Source organism: Bacillus sp. MBGLi79 (genome assembly GCF_002953915.1).
This window is the reverse complement of the sequence record NZ_CP026521.1, coordinates 3656251-3661211: the sequence shown is the minus strand read 5'-3', so window position 1 is coordinate 3661211 and position 4961 is coordinate 3656251. Positions and strand designations below refer to the sequence as shown.

General features: G+C 47.5%; 5 protein-coding genes. All 5 read left to right on the top strand.

All coding sequences use genetic code 11. The annotated features are described in order from the left end of the window. The first annotated feature begins 1 nt into the window (after position 1). Entirely contained in the window at positions 2-787 is a 786-nt protein-coding gene (gene sufC, locus C1T29_RS18720; RefSeq protein ID WP_020452869.1) for a Fe-S cluster assembly ATPase SufC, read from the top strand. A 17-nt stretch (positions 788-804) separates the two neighbouring features. Further along, positions 805-2118: a Fe-S cluster assembly protein SufD gene (sufD, locus tag C1T29_RS18715; RefSeq protein ID WP_023856210.1), complete on the top strand. Its 1314-nt coding sequence runs from the start codon at positions 805-807 to the stop codon at positions 2116-2118. Then, the gene (gene sufS, locus C1T29_RS18710) at positions 2118-3338 is read left to right on the top strand and encodes a cysteine desulfurase SufS (RefSeq protein ID WP_020452867.1); all 1221 of its coding nucleotides are present in this window, start codon (positions 2118-2120) and stop codon (positions 3336-3338) included. The genes sufD and sufS overlap by 1 nt, the downstream gene beginning before the upstream one ends. Continuing rightward, a complete protein-coding gene (sufU, locus tag C1T29_RS18705; protein WP_020452866.1) occupies positions 3328-3774 on the top strand; it encodes a Fe-S cluster assembly sulfur transfer protein SufU in 447 nt (148 codons plus the stop codon). The genes sufS and sufU overlap by 11 nt, the downstream gene beginning before the upstream one ends. 18 nt (positions 3775-3792) lie before the next feature. After that, positions 3793-4961, top strand: a 1169-nt coding sequence (gene sufB / locus C1T29_RS18700; RefSeq protein ID WP_208945737.1) for a Fe-S cluster assembly protein SufB, incomplete at its 3' end; no start/stop codon positions are given.

Here is a 4961-nt window from a genome sequence, read left to right as displayed (position 1 = left end):
CATGGCTGCTTCGACATTAACAATCAAAGATCTTCACGTTGAGATTGAAGGAAAAGAGATTTTAAAAGGTGTAAACCTTGAAATAAAAGGCGGGGAATTCCACGCTGTAATGGGACCGAACGGAACGGGTAAATCAACTTTATCCGCGGCGATTATGGGGCACCCTAAATACGAAGTAACAAAAGGAAGCATCACGCTTGACGGCAAGGACGTTCTGGAAATGGAAGTGGACGAGCGCGCTCAGGCCGGCCTGTTTTTGGCTATGCAGTATCCGAGTGAAATCAGCGGTGTTACAAATGCCGATTTTCTCCGTTCAGCGATCAACGCGCGCAGAGAAGAAGGCGACGAGATTTCTTTAATGAAATTCATCCGCAAAATGGACGAAAACATGGAATTTCTTGAAATGGATCCTGATATGGCGCAGCGCTACTTGAACGAAGGTTTCTCAGGCGGTGAGAAAAAACGCAACGAAATTCTTCAGCTGATGATGATCGAACCGAAAATCGCGATTCTTGACGAAATCGATTCAGGTTTGGATATCGACGCCCTTAAAGTCGTTTCAAAAGGAATCAACAAAATGCGCGGCGAGGACTTCGGCTGCCTGATCATCACGCACTATCAGCGCCTCTTGAACTACATTACGCCTGACCATGTGCACGTCATGATGCAGGGCCGCGTTGTGAAATCCGGCGGACCTGAGCTGGCGCAGCGCCTTGAGGCTGAAGGATATGACTGGATTAAGCATGAGCTTGGAATCGAAGACGAAACTGTCGGTCAAGAAGCGTAAGCGTTAGGGGGATAAACATGACATTGGAAACAAAACTATCTGTAGATCGGGAATATGTCAAAAGCTTCTCTGAGAAGCACCAGGAACCTGCATGGCTGCAAGATCTACGCTTAGAAGCGCTTGAAAAAGCAGAAGATCTGCCGCTGCCGAAACCTGATAAAACGAAAATTACAAATTGGAATTTTACACGGTTTGATAAGCATACTGTAGAAAATAAACCGCTTGATTCTTTGGATGATCTTTCAGATGAGGTCAAATCGCTGATCGATCTTGGAAATGAAGACAAAACGCTTTATGTCCAAAGAGACCAGACGCCGGCTTACCTTTCTCTTTCAAAAGAGCTGCAGGATAAAGGCGTCATCTTTACAGATATTCATACTGCGTTCCGCGAACACGGCGAGCTAGTCAAAAAATACTTTATGAAAGACGGCGTAAAAGCCGATGAGCATAAATTAACGGCATTGCATGCAGCCCTCCTGAACGGCGGAGCCTTCCTTTACGTTCCGAAAAACGTCGAACTGGAAGCGCCGGTGCAAGCTGTTTATGTCCATGAAAGCAATGATACAACGCTTTTCAACCATGTACTTGTCGTTGCTGATGACAATAGTGCAGTCACATATGTAGAAAACTACATCAGCACTGTGAACCCTAAGGAAGCGGTCTTTAACATCGTGTCAGAAGTGATCACAGGCGCGAATGCCCGCGTGCAATACGGTGCGGTCGACAACCTTTCCGCAGGGGTGACGGCTTATGTCAGCCGCCGCGGAACTGCACTCGGACGCGACAGCAAAATTGAATGGGCGCTCGGTTTAATGAATGACGGAGACACCGTTTCTGAAAACACGACAAATCTGCATGGAGACGGCACATTCGGCGATACGAAAACGGTTGTCGTCGGCAGAGGAGAACAGACTCAAAACTTTACAACGCAAATCATTCATCACGGAAAGCATTCAGAAGGCTATATTTTAAAACACGGCGTTATGAAAGATTCCGCATCTTCGATCTTCAACGGCATCGGAAAAATCGAGCACGGCGCGTCAAAATCAAATGCAGAGCAGGAATCACGCGTTCTTATGCTGAGTGAAAAAGCGCGCGGCGACGCCAACCCGATCCTGTTAATTGATGAAGACGATGTAACGGCAGGGCACGCTGCATCCGTCGGCCGCGTCGATCCGGTTCAGCTTTACTATTTGATGAGCCGCGGAATTCCAAAAGAAGAAGCAGAGCGCCTCGTCATTTACGGCTTCCTCGCACCGGTTGTCAATGAACTTCCGATCGAAGGCGTGAAGAAGCAGCTGGTCTCTGTGATTGAAAGGAAAGTAAAATAATGAATGCCAAAGATATTCGCGAACAGTTTCCGATTCTCAGCCAACAGGTCAACGGACACGATCTCGTTTATTTGGACAGCGCGGCAACCTCGCAGAAGCCGCGCGTTGTCATCGAGACGCTTGATGAGTATTACAACTCTTACAATTCCAATGTCCATCGCGGCGTTCATACATTAGGAACGAAAGCAACGGATGGATATGAAGGAGCTCGTGAGAAGGTCAGGAAGTTTATAAACGCGAAGTCTATGCAGGAAATTATTTTTACAAGGGGTACGACAACGGCCCTGAATATGGTTGCGCTCAGCTATGCCCGCGCAAACCTCAAGCCTGGTGATGAAATCGTCATTACACCGATGGAGCACCATGCGAATATTATTCCGTGGCAGCAGGCTGTCAAAGCAACCGGCGCCACGCTGAAGTACATTCCGCTTCAGGAAGACGGAACCATTTCCTTGGACGATGTCAGGGAAACGGTGACGGAAAATACAAAAATCGTCTCGGCTGCGCATGTTTCAAACGTTCTCGGTACGATCAACCCGATTAAGGAAATAGCCAAAATCGCGCATGACAACGGCGCGGTCATGGTCGTAGACGGTGCGCAAAGCACACCTCACATGAAAATTGACGTCCAGGATTTGGACTGCGATTTCTACACGTTTTCAGCCCACAAAATGTGTGGTCCGACCGGGGTCGGGGTATTGTATGGAAAAAGAGCATTGCTTGAAAACATGGAACCCGCAGAATTCGGCGGAGAAATGATTGATTTTGTCGGTCTTTACGAATCGACTTGGAAGGAGCTGCCTTGGAAATTCGAAGCCGGCACACCGATCATTGCCGGTGCGATCGGATTGGGAGCGGCGATTGACTTCCTTGAAGACATCGGACTTGACGAAATATTGGCGCATGAACACCGTTTGGCGGCCTACGCCCTGGAGCGCTTTAAAGAGCTTGAAGGCGCGACTGTCTATGGTCCGGCCGAACGTGCAGGACTCGTGACATTCAACCTTGAAGACGTTCATCCGCACGATGTGGCAACCGTGCTTGATGCAGAAGGGGTCGCCGTCAGAGCCGGTCATCACTGCGCACAGCCTTTGATGAAATGGCTGAACGTTTCCGCCACTGCAAGAGCAAGCTTTTATCTGTATAATACGGAAGAAGACATCGACAAACTGATTGAAGCTCTTCAGAAGACAAAGGAGTATTTCACAAATGTCTTTTAATGTGAACTTGGATACACTGTATCGCCAGGTGATAATGGATCACTACAAAAACCCGAGAAACAAAGGGGTTTTAAATGACAGCATCGTTGTTGATATGAACAACCCGACATGCGGTGACCGAATCAGACTGACGATGAAGATAACAGACGGTAAAGTGGAAGATGCAAAATTTGAAGGCGAAGGATGCTCAATCTCAATGGCCTCTGCGTCCATGATGACACAGGCGATCAAAGGGAAAGACGTGGAGACCGCCCTTCAGATGTCACAGATCTTTTCAGATATGATGCAGGGTAAAGACTACGACGATTCGATCGATTTAGGCGATATTGAAGCCCTGCAAGGCGTTTCAAAATTTCCGGCCCGGATTAAATGTGCAACATTGTCATGGAAAGCCCTTGAAAAAGGCGTTTCCAAAGAAAACAGCGATAACGAATAAAGATTGGAGTGAAAATGGATGGCTAAGAAAATGCCGGAAATCGGCGAATATAAATACGGTTTTGCCGACAAAGACGTTTCCATTTTCCGTTCAGAGCGGGGATTGACAAAAGAAATCGTTGAAGAAATTTCACGCATGAAAGAAGAGCCGGAGTGGATGCTCGACTTTCGCCTGAAATCTCTTGAACACTTCTACAATATGCCAATGCCGCAATGGGGCGGAGATTTAAACTCATTGAACTTTGATGAAATCACGTACTATGTAAAGCCTTCTGAGCGTTCAGAAAGATCATGGGATGAAGTTCCTGAGGAAATCAAACAAACATTTGACAAGCTTGGAATCCCTGAAGCTGAGCAAAAATATTTGGCCGGTGTATCTGCGCAGTATGAGTCAGAAGTCGTTTACCATAACATGAAAGAAGATCTTGAGTCTCAAGGGATCGTCTTTAAAGACACAGACAGCGCCCTCAAAGAAAATGAAGACATTTTCCGCGAGCATTGGGCAAAAGTCATTCCGCCGACTGACAACAAGTTTGCGGCCTTGAACTCTGCGGTATGGTCCGGCGGATCATTCATCTACGTGCCAAAAGGCGTAAAAGTTGATACTCCGCTGCAAGCATACTTCCGCATCAACTCAGAAAATATGGGACAGTTCGAACGGACGCTGATCATCGTCGACGAAGGCGCTCACGTTCACTATGTAGAGGGATGTACAGCACCTGTTTATACAACAAACTCCCTTCACAGCGCGGTTGTTGAGATCATCGTTAAAAAAGGCGGCTACTGCCGTTATACAACGATTCAAAACTGGGCGAACAACGTCTTCAACCTTGTGACAAAGCGTGCGGTCTGTGAAGAAAACGCGACAATGGAATGGATCGACGGAAACATCGGCTCCAAGCTGACAATGAAATATCCTGCCGTTATCCTGAAAGGCGAAGGCGCGCGCGGCATGACGCTTTCTATCGCTCTCGCAGGAAAAGGACAGCATCAGGATGCCGGTGCGAAAATGATTCACCTTGCACCAAATACGTCATCCACAATCGTTTCAAAATCGATCTCAAAACAAGTCGGAAAAGTCACATACCGCGGAATCGTCCACTTCGGACGCAAAGCCGAAGGCGCCCGCTCAAACATCGAATGCGACACGCTGATCATGGACAACAAATCAACTTCTGATACAATCCC

What these genes read in the sequence shown, in the direction of transcription:
- sufC (WP_020452869.1), top strand. Translation starts at nt 2, where the DNA reads ATGGCTGCTTCGACATTAACAATCAAAGATCTTCACGTTGAGATTGAA.
- sufU (WP_020452866.1), top strand. Translation starts at nt 3,328, where the DNA reads ATGTCTTTTAATGTGAACTTGGATACACTGTATCGCCAGGTGATAATG.
- sufS (WP_020452867.1), top strand. Translation starts at nt 2,118, where the DNA reads ATGAATGCCAAAGATATTCGCGAACAGTTTCCGATTCTCAGCCAACAG.
- sufD (WP_023856210.1), top strand. Translation starts at nt 805, where the DNA reads ATGACATTGGAAACAAAACTATCTGTAGATCGGGAATATGTCAAAAGC.